Here is a 17,815-nt window from a genome sequence, read left to right on the forward strand (position 1 = left end):
CGTTATTTTACACCCCCATGATGCAAGACCATGCTGTGCCATCTTTCAGGATGGGAAGGGAGCATGGCGATGATGTTAAGCCGTCGGCGCTGCCTGGGCGCAATGGCGATGCTGATGACGGCGACTGCGCGTCCGGCCCGCGTGGAGGCTCGCCCATCAACCCGCGTCATTATCGACAATGATTTCGCCGGCGACCCGGACGGATTGTTCCAACTGGCGCATCATATATTATGTCCGTCGGTAGATGTCGCCCTCGTTGTCGGCTCGCACCTGCCCCCCGCCTTGGGGTGGCGAAACCTCGGCAGCGGATGCCGTCGCCAAGGTTCGCGGGCCCTTCTCGCCGTCACGAACCAGACCGGCCTTCATCCTCTGGTGGAGGGGGCATCCTTGCCGATCGGGTCTCGCGCGCGATCCCGACCGAGCGCCGGCCACTGCGCCGATCGTGCGAGAGGCGCGCCGCGCCGTCCCGGGACAGCCGCTTCTCTATGCAGCCGGCGCCAGCCTCACAGAGCTTGCGCTTGCCTGGCTGGCCGACCCTGCCATCGGCCCGCGCGTCAGGCTGCTGTGGATCGGCGGGCCGGAACATGACGGGCTGGCCATGCCGCCGCCCGGTCCTCAGGCAGCGGAATTCAACCTCGCGACGGATCCCATTGCGGCACAGGTGATCTTCAACGAAAGCGACATTGAAATCTGGCAGGTTCCACGCAATGTCTATCGACAGATGCTGCTTTCGAAGGCCGAACTGGCCGACCTTGCGCGTAAAAGCCCGCTGGGCCATCATCTCGCGCAGCAGGTCGCATTGATGGAGGACAAGCTCGCGTCCATCCCCGCCTTTGCCGCCATGCCGCAGACCGAAGCCATGATTCTCGGGGACAGCCCTCTCGTCACTTTGTCGGCCTTGCTCTCGCCTGTTCAGCCGGACACCTCCTCCAGCACCTATCGCATCCTCCCGAAGCCGCATCTGCTCGCTGATGGGCGCTACCGGCCTAATCCTGGCGGTCGCGCCATGCGCGTCTACACCACGATTGATGCGCGCCTCACCATCGCCGACATGATTGCGCGATTCAGCGCCCCTCCGCACTAATTCGCGCGCCATACCGGCCAGTGAAACACCTGTAAGGAACAGGCGCACCGCCGATGGTCGCGGCCTGCCGGTTGCATAGGTCGTCGCGCCCGCAGATCGTCGTCACGCCCGTGGACCATGGTCGCCCCACGCGCGCGCTAACGCTTGCGCGTCATCAGTCATGAAGGAACACGCACGAAAAAGGGGCCGGTCCTGCGACCGGCCCCTCTTCTGTCGTCCATCCCGAAGGAGGGACAATCCGATTACATGCCCGCGCCCGGACCGTAGGTGATTTCCACGCGACGGTTCTGGACTTCGCGAACGCCGTCGGCGGTTTCGACGCGGGGCTTCGATTCACCGAAGGCCTGGGTCGTCATCACGCCGTCAGGGATACCCTTGGAAGCAAGGTAGGCCTTGGTGGCGTCAGCACGACGCTGCGACAGGCCGACGTTGTACGAAGCCGAACCCGACTTGTCCGCGTGACCGGCGAGCATGACCTGCGCGCTGCCGCAGCTGCTGTAGGCCGAAACCGCATTGTCCAGAATGGTGGCGGCGTCAGGCGTGATGTCCGACTTGTCCCATTCGAAGAAGACGATGTACGGCCCAGGCTGGCACTCGGCAACCGGCGGAGGCGGCGGGGGCGGCGGGGGCGGCGGCGGGGGCGGCGGGGGCGGCGGGGGCGGCGGCGGAGGAGCCGCTTCTTCCGGCGCACCGAAGTTGTACGTCAGGCCCAGCAGGACGCTGTGCGTGCGCAGCTTGGTTTCGGCGTTCGAACCAGCGACGCCATAAGCGGTCGTGTAAGCCGGGATCAGCTTGATATCGTCCTGGTTGAAGAAACGATACTTCAGCGAGACGTCGACATTGTTGGTGACCGGGTAGCGAACGCCCGCGATCGCCTGCCAGGCGAAGCCGGTGTCGCTGTCATTCACCAGATCCGAAGCCAGCTTGCCGCGCGATACGCCGACACCGCCGCCGACGAAGCCCTGCAGGCCATCATCGGGACCGAAGTCCAGCAAACCGTTCAGCATGAACGACAGGGCCGAAGCCGCGCCGCCAAAGCCGGTCTTGTCCAGGTCGATCTTCGCACGCTTGTAAGCGGCTTCGGCTTCGAGACGGAAACCGCCGAAGTCATAACCGATGTTGGCGTCGAAGTCATAACCCTTGTGGTAGTCGATCGACGGAACCGCCGAACCACCAACAGGGACTTCATCGAAGGTCAGGTTCTGATCTTCGACGAGCAGCACGCCGGCGTCCACGCCGACATACCAGCTGTTATCACGCGCCAGGGCCGGAGTGGCCAGGGCACTGGTCGCAAGCGCAGCCGCGAGGGCAAGCTTCCGCATATGGATTCCCCTTTCAAAAGTGTCACGAAGGACTGCTGAAACCCTGTAACTTCGAGAAGGTTTCATGGCAAGTCCACAATTAGTGAAACCGTTGCAAAAATAACGCACTAGCCCGCTTAACAGCGCCCCGTCAGGCTAATGCAACAGAATCCTAGACTATTGACGCGCGCCTGCAACAAGAAATCCCAAATACTGTAATATTAGGCAGCAATCAGCCCATGTGCGCGCAGTGCAGCAAGAATGGCGGCGATGGTCGAACGGGCCTGGGCGTCAATCACGCCGCCGTCCGCCGGATCGGCAATAGCCGGCTGTCTCGCGCCGACCACTTTTTCATCGGCCTGGTAGAGCCCATCGTCGCGGATCGCGCCGGCGCGCCATTCGCTCCCGTCATGAAAAAGCGCCTGGCCCTGGTTGCCGATCGCCATGCTGAGGCCGGCGCGCGGCGCGACGAAGCGCCATCCGCCCTCGGTCCAGCAGGCGATCGATCCGGCCTCTCCACTCCACGCGTCCTGCGCTGGCGCCGCGACGATCCAGCACTGCCCGATCGCCGGATTCGTCGGCGGCGCGCCCAGGTCGGCGCTCTCCACGCGCCCGTGCAGCAGCGCATCCACCAGCATCAGCGCTTCATTGTGAAAGAGTTCCTTCTGCGCCTGCCCGGCGAACAGCAGCGGCAGGCCCCATCGCGGCGTTGCGTCCATCGTTCCTGATCCTCCCAATCCATGGCGCAGCCCGCGCCGTCCCTTGTCACAGCGCCAATATGGCTCGCCCCGGCCGACCCAGCGCATAGGTGCCGCGCTGCCGCACCTCGATTTCCAGCATGCGGCCGGTCGTCCCGTCCTCCGCGATCATCGCCGCCGTATAGGTCCAGCGCGGATCGCCCGTCTCCACGCTGCGCACCACCGTCGCGCCGTCCAGCAGCCGCAGCGCATAAAGCTCGCTTTCCTCCGCCAGCGGCGCGTCGCTGCCATTGAGCCAGCGCCACCCGTTGCGGCTTCTGCGCGTCCAGCCGATCGCCCATCCCCCCGCGCGATCGCCCCGCATCGTCAGATGGACCGGCGACAGCGGCGTCAGCGCCTCGCCGCGGATCGTCAGCATCGCTTCGGCCGGCGCGACATCGCCGATGCCGACCGCCGCCACCTGCAACAGGCCGCCCGCCTCGCCTTCCGCGCCGGCCAGCCCGATCGGCTCGACCAGCCGCCCCTCCTCGATCAGCAGGAAGGACTCGCCCGCGACATGGTCCGCCATGGCCCATTCGGTGCCGCGCAGCCCCCGGCGAAGCCCGCCCAGCCGATAGCTGACCGGCCCGGTCCGCTCCGCCGTCTCGAACTGGATCAGTTCGCGGCCGATCAGCGCCAGGTTGCGCCCCAGCGCCAGCGCCGCCTCGTCCGCCCCCGCCAGCGCCATGTCGCTCGCCAACAGGGTGACGGACAGCGCATGGCGCCGGTCGACCATCTGTGCGCTGCCCGGCGGCAGGGCCGTATCGGCCGCGCCCATCACCGCGCGTCCGGCGCTGCGGCCGATCGGCGTCGCCTCCCCGCTGGCCGCCGTCACGAACAGGGCGGCGCTGCGCCAGCCCGGCCCGCCGCTCGCCGCCGCCACGATCATCGGCGCGCTCGCCACGCCATCCTTGATGAAGGGCAGGTCCGCCAGCATCAGGCGCGTCGGCCCATGCGGCGCATCGACCGGCCGCACGATCGCGCCCGATCCTGCGCCCGCCGGCAGCGCGCCATCGCCGCCCGGCACGCGCCGCAGCGCCAGCCGCACCGCCATCGCCTCCCATTCCCGCTCCTCGATCCGCCACAGTCCCGCCGCGCCCTCGATCGTCACGACATCCCCGGCCGCCAGCGCCAGCGCCCGCCAGTCGCAACGCAGCGTCATGCGCGCCCGCCCGGCCCAGGCCGCGCCCAGCCGCGCGCTCGCCAGCGCTCGCGCCGCATCGGCGTCCAGCACCGCGGGCAGTTCGACGCCGCTCTCGACGCGGCCCGGCCCCGGCCGCGTCACGCGCTGCAACCCTGCCTGATAGTCACGCGCGGCATCATGGTAGCGCAGGCTCAGCGCCACCGGCACGCCATCGGCCGCTCCGCCCGCCTGCTCGATCGGGTCGATCGCCCGGCCATTGACGCGCCGCGCCAGCCCCTCCGTCGCCACCATGGCGCTTTCCGCCCCCGCCGCCCGCAGCGCCAGCCCGTCCGCCGCCGATTGCAGGGCCAGCCCATGCGCCTCGACCAGCGGGGTCATCGCCGCGCGCACATCCTGCCCGCTGCCGGCATAGCCATGGACCATGACTGTCGCCGGCCCCGCCAGACGATGATCGCTCAGCGCCCCGGCGATCGCGCCGATCGCCACCGCGCCCTCGTCCGCCTCCACTTCGAAGGTCAGCGACGGGATGCGATTGCCATAATCGGCCAGCGCCAGATCCTCGAACACGACATAGGCGATGCCGCGATGCGCGGGCGTCGCGCCTATCCCTTGCGCCGACGCGATCAGCGGATCAGGGGCCTGCGCCTCGTCGCCGGAATGAACGCGGAACGCGCCCAGCTCCGTCTTGAAATCGCCCGCCGCCCCGCGCAGCAGATTGCCGTCCGCCCAGATACGCTTGATCGCCCGGATCGGCCGCGACGACAGCGCGACCGCGATGCTGGCCGCATAGCTGTAGCTGGTGACGCTCGGCCGCCCCTTGCCGCCGCCGCTTCGGCTCGATGTTTCCTTGAGGTCCGTCGCCCAGATCACCGTGCCCGCCACGCGCATCGTGCCGAACAGCGCCGGAATCTGCGTGCCATAGCTGGACGTCTGCAACTGCAGGTCGGACAGGCGCGCGCCTTCCCGGCCCTTGGGCTTGAACAGCACCTCATTGTCGATGACATTGCCGATCAGCCCGCCGATCGCGCCGCCGATCGGCCCGCCCAGCACCGTGCCCACCGCGCTCAGCACTATCGTCGCCATGCTCGTTCCTTTTCTATTCCCGCCACCAGCCAAGGATCGGCCAGGGCGAAGGCCCCGGCGTCTCGACCACGCGGCCCAGCCCGGCATGGGCGTGGACGAAGCCCGCGCCCGTCCCGATCATCAGATGCAGCTGCAACGGGCCCGGCCGCACCAGCGCCAGGTCGCCCGCCCCGCCCGTCGCCACCGGGCGCAGCCCCGCCGCCGCCAGCCAGTCCTGCGCCCGCGCGACATCGCCGCTGCGCAGTCCATAGGCGCCCGGCCCCGTCCGCCCCAGCGCCAGCGCCGCCACACCGACGCAATCCAGCCCGTCCCGGTCGCGCCCATGCAGGCGGAACGGCACGCCCACCAGCGCGCGCGCCGCCGCGACGACCTGCGCCGCTCGATCCGCCGCGCTCATGCGCCGGGATAGCGCGTGAGCAGGTCCATGCCCGGCAGGAAAGGCTCGCCCCGGAAATTGGCGATATTGCCAAAGCGCGCCGAACAGGTCGCCGCCTGCCGGTCGCATCCCTCGGTCAGCAGCGCCAGCGCGCCCGCCGCCACGGCGAAGCCGGGCGGATCGGCCAGCGTCAGCCCCGCGCCGTCATTGTCCAGGATCGCCTGCGTCAGCCCGGCATTGGCGCCCGTCATCCAACGCAGCGTGCCAAAGGCATAGGCGCCCGCCGCCAGTCCTCCGACTTCGAGGCGCACGCCGGCGACGCTGGTCACGGCGACGATCCGCCGCCGCCCCGCCATATCGACCCGGCACGCCTTGTCGCCCAGCCGCGCGCGGCAATCGGGCGTCGTGCTCGGCGCCACCGGCGCGCCCAGCACCGCCGCCGCGCCGATCAGCTCGGCCGAAAATTCCCGTCCCTTGCGCGATACCGCGCCAATCTCTCCGCGGGCCAGCAGCAGCCATGTCTCGCCCGGCGCCTCCCATTGCGTCAGCCGCAGCTCCAGCGCCGCGCCGTCCCATCGTCCCGCCGCCAGGTCCGCCTCGCTGATCGCGTCGCTCGACAGCGCGCCCGCCACGTCGCTGTCCTCGCCCTCCAGCGTGATGCCGCTGCGCACCGCGGACGGCGTCATGCCCGGCGCAGCCCGGTAGACCAGCCCGCCAATCTCCAGGTCGCGATCATGGCTGGTCAGCCCGATCGCCACCCCATCGCGCCGCTCGATCCGCCAGCAAAAGGCCAGGGTGCACAGCGTCTCGTCCAGCCCCCCGCTCATTCGCGTATCTCCACCAGCGGCACCGACACCGCTTCCCCGGCGGCGAAGGTCGCGCGGTTGATCTCCAGCCGATCCTCGGCGAAGCGCACCGGCACGTCGAACCGATAGCCGGCGGTCAGCGCCACGCCCGCGGCCGGCGCGACGTCGAAGGCGATCATGCCCAGCCCCGCATGGCTCCACCCCTCGACCAACTCGATCCCGTCGGCGGCGACGCGGATGCTCCCGGCGACCGGCCGGGTGATCCGCCGCGCCTGCGCATCCTCGCCCGCGCCATAATGGCGCATCAGCGGGAATTGCGATCGCACGCCATCGCCCACGCCCAGCCGCTGGTCGATCGGCGATGGCGCCGCCCCCGCCGGTCCGCTGCGATCGTCATAGGGATCGGTGAAGCGAAAGCCGCGCGCCGCCCCGCGCCGGGCGCGGAAAAAGTCGACCAGCGCGCGGATGTCCGCTTCGGACCGTATGCCCGGCCCCGCATCATAGGACAGGCGCGCATCGGCCCAGTCGCTCGACCGCCGCTCATGGCCCGACGGGCTTTCGACGATCTGCGTGGAAAAGGCCGGGCTCACACTGGCCTCACGCCCGATCGCCAGCGGAAAGCGCACATCGTCAAAGGCTTGCATGTCATCCTCCCCATTGATGCTGAAACAGGTGAAGGCGTCGCGGCACACTTGCGGCAGCGCCCAGACGAAGGTCGCTGCTGTGCCCCGCGCCACCGAAGCCCGCGCCGCCGCGGTGATGGCGCGCCACTGCCCCGCCTGCTGCGGCAACAGCACGAAGCCGGCCAGATAATGCTGCTCCTCCACCGGATAGCCCAGCCGCGCGGTCGCCAGCGCGACGCCGCGCGCAGTCAGGTTGGGCCGCCCCTCGGTGACCCAGTCATAATCCTCCAGCTGCAGCACGTCGAACGCCGGCGCCGCCCACCCGATCGGCATGTTCGCGCGCTTCGCTTCGGGCGCGCGCGAGTCCAGGATCGTGGGCAGATAGGCCAGCAGATGCGTCACCGCGCCCGGCGCCATCGCCTTCACTGCCGCGCACAGCGCCGCCGTCGAAGCCGCCAGCAGCGCGCCCGCCGCATCCAGCAGGGCGCATTGCGCCGCGTCCAGCTCGCCCCAGATGCTCGGGATCGACACCGGCGCGCCGCCCAATGCCGCGCGCGCCGCATCGTCATACAGGCAGATGCGCCCGTCTCCCGGCATCACCCACCACCAGGGTTCGCCCACCTGAAACAGGATCGGCTGACCCGCCTCCAGGCCCATGGAAACAAAGGCGCCCGCCACCGCCTGAAGATAGGCCATCGCCCCGCCATGGGCCGGCGACAGCAATGTCGATGGCGGCTCCCATCCGGTCAGCGCCGGCTCGCCATTGTCCGCCCGCTGCTTCCAGTCGTTCCAGCAATGGGCGTCGAACAATTCATAGGACAGCGACCAGATCAAGCCCAGGCCCAACGCCTTGGCGCGCGCGGCGAAGTCCCTGTGCCAGGCAGCGCATGGCGCGTTCAGCACCCCGCCGGCCAGGCTCACATACAGGCCGCCTCCCAGCGGCTCGAGCCGGAAATAATGGCTCATGCCGACATAATGGTTGATCGCCCCGCGATAGCCCAGCGCATGGATCGCCGCGACGACGCGCTCGGGCGTCTGGTTGAAGCAATCGTCATAGCCCGTCGCCATGCCGAGCCCATGTTCGGGCAGCATCACATCGCCCACCGTCAGCACCGATCCCGCCCCGTCGCAGCGGATGGCGCTCAGCTCCGCCCAGCCTTCCTGCCCGCTGGCGAAGGGCGTCTCGCCCGCGTCATAGCCGGGCGGCACCAGCGAAATGAACAGGCGGTCGACATCGCCCGCCCACACCGGGTCGGCATCCTCGGGCAAGTCATAGCCCGCCACCAGGGCTGAAAAATCCAGCTTGATCTCAGCATCTTCCGGCGCGCCTTGCGCATAGTTCCATAGCCGCACATACCAGGCGCGCGCCTGCCCGTCCGCGTCCCGCCCCTCGATCGTCAGCGTCGGCCCATGCGTCTCGTCCAGCCGCCGCAGCCCGCCGCTGCGCCAGCGGAAGGACAGGATGCAGTCCCGAAAATCCCGGTTGGTCTCATAGGCCAGCAGGGGATGGCTCCACCGGTCCTCCGCCTCCCAGATCAGCCCCGCCAGGTCGCCCGACCCGTAGAAGACCGTATCTACCCGCAGCGCGTCGGGCGCGCTCGTCACCACGCTCGCCATCATCGGCCGGGGAAAATTCACCGTCCAATGCGTCGCGGCGAAACGCTTGATGCAGCGCGTTTCCTGCCCGCGCCGCGCGTCCGCCAGCCAATAGCCGATGCTCATCGTTCCAACGCTCCCCGCACCGCCCGCGCCACCTGCCGCGCGCTGCGCGCCAGCAGCCGCGGCTCGCTTTCACCGCCGCGCCCGTTCACCGCGATGCTCACGCGCACATCGCGCCCGCCGCCCGCGCCATGGGCCAGCACCTGCCCGCTCGTCGTCGGCACGAAGACCTCCGGCCCGCGCTCCCCGACCATATAGGCGCGGCCGGGCGCTACCGGCCCGCCGGTCGCTCGCCCCGGCAGCCCCAGCACCGACGTCAGCAACGTCGCGCCCAGCCCCGCCAGCCCGCCGCTCCCGCCGCCGCTGCTCCCCAGCGCCGATCGCAGGCCGCTCGCCGCGATCTCGTCCAGCACGGACAGCGCCAGCCGCTTCAGATCCTCGAAGCCGAACTTGCCCGTCCGCACCGCGCGCAGCAGCCCCTGCTCGATCCGCAGTCCCGCCCTTTCCGCCCCGCTCGCCAGCGGCCCCTCCAGGCTCGCCCGCATCGCCTCGACATCGCGGCTCAGCCCCTGCGTATCGGCCCGCACCCGCACCACCAAAGTCTCGACATCCTCGTCCATATCATCCCCCCGCTCCCACACAGCGGACAGGTGCTCCTGCGAAAGCAGGAGCCCAGTTCTGCCCTCTCGACAGGGTTCCTGCTCTCGCAGGCGCTCGGCTTGCTAATCCGGCATCGCCCCAATCAGCCGCGCCAGCTCCGCGCCATCCACCCCGGCCCCGCCCAGCGTCTCCCCGCCCAGCGCTTCCTGACCACGCGCGGCGCGCAGCACGCTCGCCAGTTCGGCCGGCGTTGCGCGCCAGAACTCGTCCGGCCGCCAGCCCAGCAGCCAGCCGGCGATCCCGGCCAGCCGCCCGGCCGCTTCCGCAAAGCGCTTCATTTGCCCGCCAATATCTGCTGCAGCACCGCGCGCAGCACCGGCGTCGCCTTGGCCAGGCCCAGCGCCAGCACCGCCTCGCCCAGCGCCTCCCGGCTCAACGCCTCGCGATCGACCAGGCAATGCCAGAACAGCACCACCAGATCGGCAAGCGACAGCTTCCCGTCCGCCGCCCGCTCGACCAGGTCGAACAGCGGCCCCAGTTCCTGCTCCGCCTCCACCAGCGCGGCGAAGCTCGGCCGCAGCGCCAGCCGGTCGCCCCCGATCATCAGCGCCGCCTCGCCCCGCTCCGGGTTCGCACCCTGCGCGGCGCTCACAGGCTCACCACCGGGCCGGAGCTTTCCAGGCTCAGCGCGTAATTGCGCTCGCCATTATAGTCGCCGGCATAGTCCAGCCGCGTGACCAGGAACCGTCCGCGCATTCGCTCGCCGCTCTCGAAGCTCAGCTCATAATCCTCGATCGTGCCGGCCAGCGCATGGTTGCGAATGCGCACCTCGGCTTCGGACCCGGTGAACAGCCCGGCCGCCGACACGCTGACCGACCGCACGCCCGCGCCCGACAGCAATTCGCGCCAGCCGCCCGAATCCTTGCTGGTGATGTTCACCGCCTCGCCGTTCACCGACAATTGCGTGGTCCGCATGCCCGCCACCGTGGCATAGGTCGCCGGCGCCGCGCCGTCGCCCACCTTCAACAGAAATGCACTTCCCTTTTCGACGCCCATGGCGCATTCTCCCCATTAGCGACGATCGGGATCAAAGCCCGCTGCTCGGATCCCGAAAATCGCGGAAAAACAAGAAAGTCCGGCGGGTTCTGCCCGGCCGGTCACAAACAGTCCGTCAGGACCAAGGAGAGGATATGATGCCGCTTGCCGCTTCGCTCATCCTGTTGCTGGCCGCCACGCCGTCCGCGGACGCCGTCGGCATGGGCCGCAAGGATTTCGCCAAATGCCTCAGCGCCCAGGTCCAGCCTGCGCTCGACCGGAAAATGTCGCTCGGCGACTTCCAGTCTGCCCTCAGACAAGCCTGCGCGGACAAGCAAGCCGCCTTCCGCGCCGCTCTCGTCGCCCAGGGCAAAGCCGACGGCCTGTCCGACACCCAGGCCAATGCCGACGCGGACGATCAGATCGCCGAATATGTCGACAAGATCACCAGCGAATATGAAGACACCACCCGCCCCGGCTGACCCCCGCCCGACATGCCCCATCCGTCAGCCCAATCATCCTCCCCTGGCAGGGGAGGTGGCAGCACGAAGTGCTGACGGAGGGGTGTCCTCCTCTCGCTGGCGAGACACCCTCCGCTTCTCCCGCCATCGCCAGACCAGGCCATCCCTTCACACCCTCACCCCTCCCGCACCGCCCGCAACCGATAGTCCATCACCGCGCGCCATCCCGCGCCCCCGCCTCCGCCGGCGCGCGCGACGCGCGATCGCAGCAGCCGCGCGCTGACGATCCGCCATCCCTCGCGCACGCCCGCCGCGCCCAGCGCCGGGTCCACCCGCGCGATCATCGCCGCCAGCCGCGCAGGCGTCTCGTCCGCCACGGTCAGCCCGATCGTCAGCCGCAACTCGCGACCCGCTACATCCTTGCCGCCCCAGTCCGCGCCCAGGCATTCCCCCACATGCGCATGGGGCGCGGCGGCGCGCGCGGGCTCCCCGTCATGCACGGCATTCGCCAGCGCCATCAGCGCCGCGTCGCCGCGCAGCGCCTCGATCACCGCCGCCCGTATCGCCACTTCCGCGCTCATCGCCTGCTCCTCATCGCCCGTTCCTCCCCGCCTCGCGCAGCGCCAGCTCGCGCCACCAGCGCGCGCCCAGTCCCGGCGCGGTCAGCCGCACCGTCTCGCCCGCAACCTGCGTCGTCACGCCTTCCGCCTCCAGCGCGCCGGCGATCCGCGCCCGCACCGCCGCGGCCCGCGCCTCCACGCGCCGCGCCAGCGCCGCCCTCATGCCAGTCGCATCCGGCGGTATGGCCGCCACAAGGCGCTCACCACCGCGGGCGGCGCCGCATCCTCGCTGCCGCGCGCCAGATAATGGTCCGCCGCCAGCCGGATGATCCCCTGCCGCAACGCCTCGGGCAGTCCGTTCATCTCCGCCGCCATGCCGGCGCGATAAGCGACCGTCAGCACGCGATCGTCCCCGGCGCGCGTCGAGCGCACCCAGCCATCACCCGCCGCGTCGATGTCGATCGCATAGGCGTCGATCGGCAGTGGCGCGCTCGCCCCGTCGGCATCCACCGCGCTCACCTGGGTGACCGCCAGCACCGGCCGCGCCGCCAGCCGCTGCCAGCCCCCGCCGCCCGCCACCGTATCGCGCGCGTCCCTGGCGATCAGCCACTGGCCGACGAACTGCTCGCACAGGGCCGCCGCCCCGCGCAGCAGGCCGGCAAGCACCGCATCCTCGCCATCCTGCTCCATCCGCAGATAGGCCTTCAGCTCCGCCAGCGGCGCCGCCAGCGCCCCGCTCTCCTGTTCCGCCAGCATCAGCGTTCCTCCACCCGGATCGTCACCGACCGATCAGCCACCTGCCCGTCGGTCAGCGTGACGCGATTGGTCAGCCGATAGACCCGGCCCAACCGCCCGCCGGTCAGCCGCGCGCTGCTGCGCTGCGCCTCGAACGCCGCCGCTTCCACCGTCACGCCATCCGCCTCGTCCGGCTCCACCCGCCACTCGCTCGCCGCCAGCGTCTGCCCGGCCAGACAGGCCGACCAGTCGATCGCATGGTCGATCCGCGCCTGCGGATCCTTCACAAACAGGCTCATCTGATCTTGCTCCCCCCGCCTGCCCCGCCACGGGCCTCACCAGCATCCTGCGAAAAGGGGAAGCCGCGCTGGCTCCCCCTCCGCCGGTTCAGGACGCCGCGAACTTCATCAGCTTGATCGCCTCGCTGTTCGCCACGCCGCCGCCGATGCGTTTGACCGCATAGAAATGGACGAACGGCTTGTTGCTGAACGGATCGCGCAGGATGCTCGTCTCGCTGCGCTCGGCGATGACATAGCCCGCCTCGAAATTGCCGAAGGCAATGGACAGGCTGTTCGCCGCGATGTCCGGCATGTCCTCCGCCTCGACCACCGGATAGCCCAGCAGCGTCGCGGGCTGGCCGGCGGCCAGGCCCGGTTGCCAGATGAACGCGCCGTCGCTGGTCTTCATCTTGCGGATCACCGCCAGCGTCGCCGAATTCATGACGAAGCTGGCGCCCTGGCGATAGGGCGCGCGCAGGCTCTGGATCAGGTCGATCAGCTTGTCCTGCGGATTGCTCGCCGGGAACGCCCCGGCTGCGCCCGACGCCACATATTGCAGCGACCCGAAGGCGCGCGTTCCGTCCGCCTCGTTCGTGGCGGCATAGGTCAGGAACCCCTTGGGCTTGTTGGCGCCGTTGCCGCTGACGAAGGCCGCGCCTTCCGCCGCCGCGAACTCGCGCGCGATCTCGCTCGCCAGCCAGCCCTCGACATCGAACTGCGCATCGTCCAGCATCGCCTGGCTCGCGGCCGGATTGGCGAACAGCTCGCCGCCCGGCGGCACGATCTCGTTGAAGGCGGGCGTGCCCGTCTCGGCCCGCGCGCCCGTCTCGCTGGCCCAGCCCGACACGATGCCGCCCGCGCTCACCAGCTTGCGATAGCCCGCGCTCCCCGTGCGCACCACATTGGCGATGCTGCGGATCGGCGAGATGCTCTTGAGCGTCGATCCGATCAGCTGGTCGATCTCGCGCGGCACCGCATAGCCGCCGGCCGCGCCGCTCGCGCCCGAAAAGCTCTTGAGCTCGACGCCCGCTTCCTGCCCGTGGCGCAGGTAACGCTCGACGAACGCCGCTCGCGCCGGGTCCTCGACGCCGCCCTTCACCCCGTCGAGCGGCGCGCGCTGCTGCGCCAGCAACGCCCCCTTCAGCGCCGCCACCTCACTCGCCAATCCCTCGATCCGGTCCCCCTGCGCCACCATGTCCAGGCGCGCTTCCAGACTGTCCATCACCTGATCCGTCATGCTCGTCTCCACAAAAAAGGCGGCCCGCAACGGACCGCCCATACGAAAAAAGCGGCCCCGGATGGGACCGCCTGCAAAACTTCGAAATAAAACGATCTATTAGTGAATATGCGCTAATCTTGGCTCTTCGCGTCTACGATCTTACCCATAACGAAAATACCAACAACTCCAACAACAGTAAAAATGGCTACCCTGGCTGCTGCGTCGATAGACCCCATAGCAGCTAAAAAGCCGCTAAAGACCAACAACAGAACCATAGCGCCGAGAGCATAATCTTGCCCTCGGCGCTTTATCTTGAAGCCGCGCTCGCTCTCACGTTCGATATAGTTGTGACGATGCTCCTGCTCCCTCTCCGGCAAGCGAACGATACGTTCCGCCAGTCCGGGAAGCACGCTCTCATATTGGCTGAGCATTTCTGGAGGAGGAAGCCAACCTCTATGACTAACAGTCTGCTCAATAACTTCTATTAACTCACCACGCATCTCTTCAGGCAAGGCCTCAAGAATATGCGTCAAATTAGGTTCGTCGACACTTTCGCTTTGAATCTGAACGCTTTTGCTGCCTGATTTCGCTTCCTTCGGTTCCGATGATTCAGGCGCATTCGAGGTCACGTATCTGCTTCCCGTATACAGCTTTTGCATCTCCGATGATCGCTTTTTGATCACCGCGCAATGCAGCTACAGTGGAAATATATTTCACTTTCTTTACCCGAGGCATGAGAGTGATATTAGCAACGCCCGACGCCATCAGTGAAAGCGACGATCGACGCTTACGAAGCGACATATTTAATCCTTCCACGTTGGTTTGCAGAGATGCGATATCCATCCTTAGGTGTCAACGATTGACAAGACGAAACATATATCCCTGCACACGTCTGCATAAGGTAGGTGAAGTGATCGGAACAGGCAATGAACGACAAGCGGGTTATCTGACAGCTTCAACAGGACCCTCCACTGCCACCACCCGCGCCATCGGCTGCATCGGGTGGGTCACCAGGCTCACCTCCACCAGTTCCAGCGCCAGCAATTCGCGTGGCCGGCTCCCGCGCGCCGTCTTCACCCGGTAGCCAAAGCTCAACCCGTCGACCGCGCCCTGCGCGATCGCCACCGCCGCCTCGCGCCCGGCCGCCGTCCGCCGCGAGATCCGACCGATCACGCGCAGCCCGCGCATATCTTCCCGCGCGCTTTCCACCACGCCGATCACGCTCGCCGGCCCATGCTGCCACAGCAATGGCACGCCTGTCGCCGCCAGCTTTCCCTCGGCATCCGGGCCAAACGCCCCCGCCCGCACCACATCGCCGCCCCGGTCCACCCGGTCGAAGATCGCGGCATAGCCCGCAAAGCGCAGATCGCCCGCGCTCATCCCTTCACCAGCCCGATCAGCCCGACCTTCATCGCCACCCCCAGCAGCAGCAGCGCCATGCCGATCCGCACGATCCAGCCGATCACCGCGCCGCGCGCCGCCTTCTTCGCGTCGCGCCAGGCGGACAGCAGCTCGCGCAGTTCGCGCACGTCCTTTTCCGCGCCCCGATCGCTCAGCCCCAGCCGCTCCAGCGCGCGTCCCGCGCCCAGGTCGCTCGCTTCCTCGATCAGCGCGCGGATCGTCACCATGTCGGCCACCTGCCCCTGCGCCTGCGCGACCAGCCGCGCCAGCATCTCCTCCTTCATCGCCCGCTCCTTTTCATCGGCACACAAGGCGCCTATCTGCGCGCCATGAAGCGCCCCGCCCAAAAAATCCTGATCGTCCTCATCCTCGCCGCGCTCGGCCTTGTCGGCTGGCATTTCGGCCTCGATCGCGCGGGCGATTGCCTGCTCCAGGGCGGCCGCTGGAACTGGGACGGCGGCTTCTGCCGCCTGGACCGCCTGGCCCGCCCGTCATGACACTCCGTGCTCCTGCGAAGGCAGAAGCCCAGTCTCGCGCCTGCCTACCGCCCCGGATCCCTCCGCATCGCTCGCCCGTCCCGGCACTCCGTGCTCCTGCGAAGGCAGGAGCCCAGCGTCGCCCCTACGACCGCCTGCACGGCTCCTCCGCCGCCGCCTCGCTCGGCGCCTGCCAGCGCTAAGCGATCCCCAGCATCGCCTTCTTCTCCTCGGCCGACAGGAAATCCGCCGCCGCCACTCGCTCCCACAGCGCCGCGCGCTCGTCCGACAGCGCCGGCACCGCGTCCAGGTCCGGCTCGATCTCCAAGCCCGGCCACCAGCCGCCCAGCCCCTGGCTCAGCCCCGCGCAGATCTTCGCCACCAGCGGCAGGATCGCCTGTCGCCACAGCGCCTTGTTGGCCTCGCGGTAATTGGCGTAAGCATTGTCGCCCGGCAGGCCCATCAGCATCGGCGGCACGCCGAACGCCAGCGCAATCTCCCGCGCCGCCGCCGCCTTCAGCCCCACGAAATCCATCTCCGCGGGCGTCAGGCTCATCGCCTTCCAGTTGAGCCCGCCTTCCAGCAGCATCGGCCGCCCGGCATTGGCCGCGCCGGCAAAGGCCGCCTCCATCTCGCGCTTCACGCGCTCAAACTGTTCGGGGCTCAGCACGGAACCATCGCCCGGTTCATAGACCATCGCCCCGCTCGGCCGCGCCGCATTGTCGAGCAGCGCCTTGTTCCAGACGCTCGCCGCATTGTGGATCGCCACCGCGCCCGCCGCCGCGCCGACGCAGCCCAGCCCGTAATGATCGTCCAGCGGATGCAGCGCCTTGACATGCAGCACGCTGGTCCGCCCGCCCGCATCCTCAGGGCTCAGCCGCGTCACGCTCTCGCCGACGCGGTACAGATAGGCCGCCGGCCATCCGCGCGCATCCGCCTCGACGCTGACTCGCTCGGGCCGCAGCGCGAACAGCTCCGCCGGCCTGCCCTCCGCGCCCGCGATCACTTGCACATAGCCATTGCCGTGCAGCAGCAGGTGGCAGGCGAGCGTCTCGATCAGCCCCTGGCCCGCCGACGCGCGCAGCACCAGCGCCCGCACGCGCCGCCCCTCCGCACCCTCCACCCCGCGCAGCTTGATCGCGCAGGCGCCCGCGCCCTCCGACACCAGCCGCATCGCGCGTTGCGCCACCGGATTGCCCATCACGCCGCTGCGCAACTGCGCCTCATAGCTTGCCGGCCATTCCCCCAGCGCCACCGCCCCCGAACCCCAGGCGCGCGCCAGCACCGGCCGCGCATCCGCCTGCGCGGCCTTCGTCCCGAACCATTTCATGGATTGCTCCCACATACCGACACAAACAAAAAACCCCTCCCGTTTACGGGAGGGGCAGCGAGACTTCAGCGCGCAGCGCCTTAGTCGCAGCGGGGTGGGCGCATCAGGCGCGCAGCTTCACGGATTTCGCGCCAACACCCGGTCACATTCCGAATTGGTGCCTTCGCTCTTGCCGATCACCCGGCCCGCGACGGCGCCGGCCGCGCCGGCCAGCAGGCTCTCGCCCAGGCTGCCGCCCGCCAGCGCGCCGACGCCCGCGCCCCCGGCCGCGCCGATCACCGTGCCCTTGTCGCGCCCTTCCTTGCCCTTGAGCAGGCAATAGCGCACATCGTCCCGATCCTTGGGCGCCGCCCGCGCGATCCGCGCGCGATCCTTGCTGTTGAGGCTCGCCGCGATCACCGGGCTCGCCGCCACCGAAACGCCAACGAACGCCGCCAGCACCTTAACCGTCTTCATGGTCCATACTCCTGATGATGCCAGGAAAACGGAGACGCCCGGCCGGAGGTTCCCGAAAAGTGGAACGCCACGCCCCTCGGCACTCTCCTCCCAACATCGTCACCCCGGCCCTGAGCCGGGATCCCGCTATCCTTTCAGACCATCATGTCGGCCAGGTCCCGCCACAGCGGATTATCGCGCTCGATCAGGTCGAATTTCCAGGCCCACCGCCATCGCTTCAGGCGTTTTCCTGCTCGATGCACGCCCCAATATCTTCGCCAAATTCCGTCCAGACCAGCCGGCCCAATCCATGACCCGCGCAGAAATCCGATCCGCTACCCCGCTTAGGTTGATCGACGCGCGCAACAATGTCGGCGGTGACGCCAACATACATCGTCCCGCGATGACGATCGGCCATGATATAGTCCCAGCCGCCCCTGGCTCCTTCGCGCATGGCATGAGCCTCGAAAAA

24 protein-coding genes are annotated in these 17,815 nt (G+C 68.8%); 3 read left to right on the forward strand and 21 right to left on the reverse strand.

Features of this window, described 5'->3' with window-relative positions; genetic code table 11:
* Positions 1-244: 244 nt before the first annotated feature.
* Positions 245-1,084: a nucleoside hydrolase gene (locus ACGGKE_RS06860; protein WP_394441312.1), complete on the forward strand. Its 840-nt coding sequence runs from the start codon at positions 245-247 to the stop codon at positions 1,082-1,084.
* A gap of 242 nt (positions 1,085-1,326) precedes the next feature.
* On the opposite strand, the gene ACGGKE_RS06865 is transcribed toward ACGGKE_RS06860, so the two are convergent.
* From ACGGKE_RS06865 to ACGGKE_RS06910, 10 genes are all read right to left on the reverse strand, one after another.
* Complete coding sequence (locus ACGGKE_RS06865; RefSeq protein WP_394441315.1) at positions 1,327-2,406, reverse strand: OmpA family protein; 1,080 nt, start codon at positions 2,404-2,406, stop codon at positions 1,327-1,329.
* Positions 2,407-2,606: 200 nt separating this feature from the next.
* Positions 2,607-3,104, reverse strand: coding sequence for a DUF2793 domain-containing protein (locus tag ACGGKE_RS06870; protein ID WP_394441318.1), 498 nt, complete (start codon positions 3,102-3,104; stop codon positions 2,607-2,609).
* A 46-nt stretch (positions 3,105-3,150) separates the two neighbouring features.
* Positions 3,151-5,349, reverse strand: coding sequence for a phage tail protein (locus tag ACGGKE_RS06875; protein ID WP_394441320.1), 2,199 nt, complete (start codon positions 5,347-5,349; stop codon positions 3,151-3,153).
* 13 nt (positions 5,350-5,362) lie between these two features.
* Complete coding sequence (locus tag ACGGKE_RS06880; RefSeq protein WP_394441323.1) at positions 5,363-5,746, reverse strand: peptidoglycan endopeptidase; 384 nt, start codon at positions 5,744-5,746, stop codon at positions 5,363-5,365.
* On the reverse strand, positions 5,743-6,552 hold the full coding sequence (locus ACGGKE_RS06885; RefSeq protein WP_394441325.1) for a DUF2163 domain-containing protein: 810 nt from the start codon (positions 6,550-6,552) through the stop codon (positions 5,743-5,745). The genes ACGGKE_RS06880 and ACGGKE_RS06885 overlap by 4 nt, the downstream gene beginning before the upstream one ends.
* Positions 6,549-8,876, reverse strand: coding sequence for a TIGR02217 family protein (locus tag ACGGKE_RS06890; RefSeq protein WP_394441328.1), 2,328 nt, complete (start codon positions 8,874-8,876; stop codon positions 6,549-6,551). Before ACGGKE_RS06890 ends, ACGGKE_RS06885 begins: the two co-directional genes overlap by 4 nt.
* Entirely contained in the window at positions 8,873-9,433 is a 561-nt protein-coding gene (locus ACGGKE_RS06895; protein WP_394441331.1) for a tail tape measure protein, read from the reverse strand. Before ACGGKE_RS06895 ends, ACGGKE_RS06890 begins: the two co-directional genes overlap by 4 nt.
* Positions 9,434-9,535: 102 nt before the next feature.
* Entirely contained in the window at positions 9,536-9,751 is a 216-nt protein-coding gene (locus ACGGKE_RS06900; protein WP_394441334.1) for a phage tail assembly chaperone, read from the reverse strand.
* The gene (locus tag ACGGKE_RS06905) at positions 9,748-10,017 is read right to left on the reverse strand and encodes a gene transfer agent family protein (protein WP_394441787.1); all 270 of its coding nucleotides are present in this window, start codon (positions 10,015-10,017) and stop codon (positions 9,748-9,750) included. Before ACGGKE_RS06905 ends, ACGGKE_RS06900 begins: the two co-directional genes overlap by 4 nt.
* 44 nt (positions 10,018-10,061) lie before the next feature.
* On the reverse strand, positions 10,062-10,469 hold the full coding sequence (locus ACGGKE_RS06910; RefSeq protein WP_228167403.1) for a phage tail tube protein: 408 nt from the start codon (positions 10,467-10,469) through the stop codon (positions 10,062-10,064).
* Between the two features lie 134 nt (positions 10,470-10,603).
* Here ACGGKE_RS06910 and ACGGKE_RS06915 point away from each other — a divergent pair, with 134 nt between their 5' ends.
* Positions 10,604-10,930, forward strand: coding sequence for a hypothetical protein (locus ACGGKE_RS06915; protein WP_394441337.1), 327 nt, complete (start codon positions 10,604-10,606; stop codon positions 10,928-10,930).
* Between the two features lie 155 nt (positions 10,931-11,085).
* Here the strand turns inward: ACGGKE_RS06915 and ACGGKE_RS06920 are convergent, their stop codons facing one another.
* The 8 genes from ACGGKE_RS06920 to ACGGKE_RS06955 form a co-directional block, all read right to left on the reverse strand.
* Positions 11,086-11,490, reverse strand: a complete 405-nt coding sequence (locus tag ACGGKE_RS06920; RefSeq protein WP_394441339.1) for a DUF3168 domain-containing protein — start codon at positions 11,488-11,490, stop codon at positions 11,086-11,088.
* Between the two features lie 10 nt (positions 11,491-11,500).
* A complete protein-coding gene (locus ACGGKE_RS06925; protein ID WP_394441341.1) occupies positions 11,501-11,692 on the reverse strand; it encodes a hypothetical protein in 192 nt (63 codons plus the stop codon).
* On the reverse strand, positions 11,689-12,225 hold the full coding sequence (locus tag ACGGKE_RS06930) for a hypothetical protein (RefSeq protein ID WP_394441343.1): 537 nt from the start codon (positions 12,223-12,225) through the stop codon (positions 11,689-11,691). Before ACGGKE_RS06930 ends, ACGGKE_RS06925 begins: the two co-directional genes overlap by 4 nt.
* Positions 12,225-12,503, reverse strand: a complete 279-nt coding sequence (locus ACGGKE_RS06935) for a hypothetical protein (RefSeq protein ID WP_394441345.1) — start codon at positions 12,501-12,503, stop codon at positions 12,225-12,227. The genes ACGGKE_RS06930 and ACGGKE_RS06935 overlap by 1 nt, the downstream gene beginning before the upstream one ends.
* An 88-nt stretch (positions 12,504-12,591) precedes the next feature.
* A complete protein-coding gene (locus ACGGKE_RS06940) occupies positions 12,592-13,719 on the reverse strand; it encodes a phage major capsid protein (protein ID WP_394441347.1) in 1,128 nt (375 codons plus the stop codon).
* A 113-nt stretch (positions 13,720-13,832) separates the two neighbouring features.
* Entirely contained in the window at positions 13,833-14,360 is a 528-nt protein-coding gene (locus tag ACGGKE_RS06945; RefSeq protein WP_394441350.1) for a DUF2335 domain-containing protein, read from the reverse strand.
* Positions 14,361-14,643: 283 nt separating this feature from the next.
* Positions 14,644-15,081: an HK97 family phage prohead protease gene (locus ACGGKE_RS06950; protein ID WP_394441353.1), complete on the reverse strand. Its 438-nt coding sequence runs from the start codon at positions 15,079-15,081 to the stop codon at positions 14,644-14,646.
* Complete coding sequence (locus ACGGKE_RS06955; RefSeq protein WP_394441356.1) at positions 15,078-15,386, reverse strand: DUF6127 family protein; 309 nt, start codon at positions 15,384-15,386, stop codon at positions 15,078-15,080. Before ACGGKE_RS06955 ends, ACGGKE_RS06950 begins: the two co-directional genes overlap by 4 nt.
* Before the next feature lie 45 nt (positions 15,387-15,431).
* Between ACGGKE_RS06955 and ACGGKE_RS06960 the strand changes: the two genes are divergently transcribed.
* A complete protein-coding gene (locus tag ACGGKE_RS06960) occupies positions 15,432-15,599 on the forward strand; it encodes a hypothetical protein (protein WP_394441359.1) in 168 nt (55 codons plus the stop codon).
* A gap of 178 nt (positions 15,600-15,777) precedes the next feature.
* On the opposite strand, the gene ACGGKE_RS06965 is transcribed toward ACGGKE_RS06960, so the two are convergent.
* From ACGGKE_RS06965 to ACGGKE_RS06975, 3 genes are all read right to left on the reverse strand, one after another.
* Positions 15,778-16,908, reverse strand: coding sequence for a phage portal protein (locus tag ACGGKE_RS06965; protein ID WP_394441362.1), 1,131 nt, complete (start codon positions 16,906-16,908; stop codon positions 15,778-15,780).
* Between the two features lie 117 nt (positions 16,909-17,025).
* The gene (locus ACGGKE_RS06970) at positions 17,026-17,364 is read right to left on the reverse strand and encodes a hypothetical protein (RefSeq protein ID WP_394441365.1); all 339 of its coding nucleotides are present in this window, start codon (positions 17,362-17,364) and stop codon (positions 17,026-17,028) included.
* A 217-nt stretch (positions 17,365-17,581) separates the two neighbouring features.
* Entirely contained in the window at positions 17,582-17,761 is a 180-nt protein-coding gene (locus ACGGKE_RS06975; protein ID WP_394441368.1) for a hypothetical protein, read from the reverse strand.
* Positions 17,762-17,815: the final 54 nt, after the last annotated feature.

The organism is Sphingobium naphthae (assembly GCF_043589935.1).
GTDB classification, from domain to species: Bacteria; Pseudomonadota; Alphaproteobacteria; order Sphingomonadales; family Sphingomonadaceae; genus Sphingobium; species Sphingobium naphthae_A.